Genomic DNA, 1,030 nt, shown 5'->3' with positions numbered 1-1,030 from the left:
CAACAAGATCAAAGTGATAAAGCGCATGGCATATGGATTTAGGGACTCAGAATACTTTTTTCTGAAAATCAAGGCGGCCTTCCCCGGAAAGCCGCGATGAACCTAAAAAAATGCCCCGGCCAGCAGATTTCTGGGCCAGGGCATTTAACCGGTTCAATTTCCGAGAGATTTAAAGCGAGAGACTATCTCAGGGTTTCTTGACGTATACGCTCGGTGTCTCACCCGCCATATTCAGATAGAACTCGTAGACGCCATCCGCCTCGGGCGAGAACTTCATGTCCTCATACTTGGAGCACGGGTTGACCGGTACAGGTTCCCCGCCGAGCACGGCAACGCCATCGCTCGGGCTCTTGTAACCGAAGTTGGTGCCACAACTCCAGCCGGAGTCGGCAAACTTGAACTTGTAAGGAGCCCACTCTTTCTTGAGCGTCCCCTTGGCCATGTAGAGCTTGTCGGCAACCTTGACGACCTTGCTTTCGTCGGTGGCCATCCAGTCGTTCATCTCACCACGCAGGTAGATGGACTTGCCGCCGAAGTCGCTGTTGTCCGCCGCCTGCTCTGCACCACCATTGGATGCGCAACCGCCTAATACCAGGGTTCCCGCCGCCAGCATCATCGTTACTGTTCTTTTGAACATGTGTCCATTCCTCAAATTATTGTGATTCCTTGGTCCATCGATGTGGACCCGGGAATTAAACCAGAGCAGGCATGACAAGAAAGGTAGAAGCATCACATTCTGTGCTTTTTATATCCAGGATGCAGGCTTTCGAATAGATATTGAACAGAGACAGGCCACAAACAAGTCGATATTGGCTGGGATGATGAATGCGAGTATCAGAAAACACGGCGGGAAACAGCACCATAGTGCCCGCTTGCCCTCCAGTGAGGGCTAAATTTCAGGCAATAAAAAACCCCGCTAGAGTGAGCGGGGTTTCTTGTATTGGGTGCCTGGCAGTGTCCTACTCTCGCATGGCGAATGCCACACTACCATCGGCGCTACAGCGTTTCACTTCTGAGTTCGGCATGGGGT

At 51.9% G+C, this 1,030-nt stretch carries 2 protein-coding genes and 1 rRNA gene; 1 reads left to right on the top strand and 2 read right to left on the bottom strand.

All coding sequences use genetic code 11. From position 1 onward, the window contains the following. Positions 1-100, top strand: a 100-nt coding sequence (locus PG883_RS23575) for a transposase (RefSeq protein ID WP_167576793.1), incomplete at its 5' end; no start/stop codon positions are given. Positions 101-187: 87 nt separating this feature from the next. Here PG883_RS23575 and PG883_RS23570 read toward each other — a convergent pair. Next, positions 188-637, bottom strand: coding sequence for a pullulanase (locus PG883_RS23570; protein ID WP_048208326.1), 450 nt, complete (start codon positions 635-637; stop codon positions 188-190). A gap of 309 nt (positions 638-946) precedes the next feature. Then, positions 947-1,030, bottom strand: a 5S ribosomal RNA gene (gene rrf / locus PG883_RS24010); the annotation flags it as partial.

The sequence above is a fragment of the Aeromonas sp. QDB25 genome, assembly GCF_027707725.1.
GTDB classification, from domain to species: domain Bacteria; phylum Pseudomonadota; class Gammaproteobacteria; order Enterobacterales; family Aeromonadaceae; genus Aeromonas; species Aeromonas caviae.
Note: the sequence above shows the minus strand (reverse complement) of the source record. Positions and strands in the feature narration are given on the sequence as shown.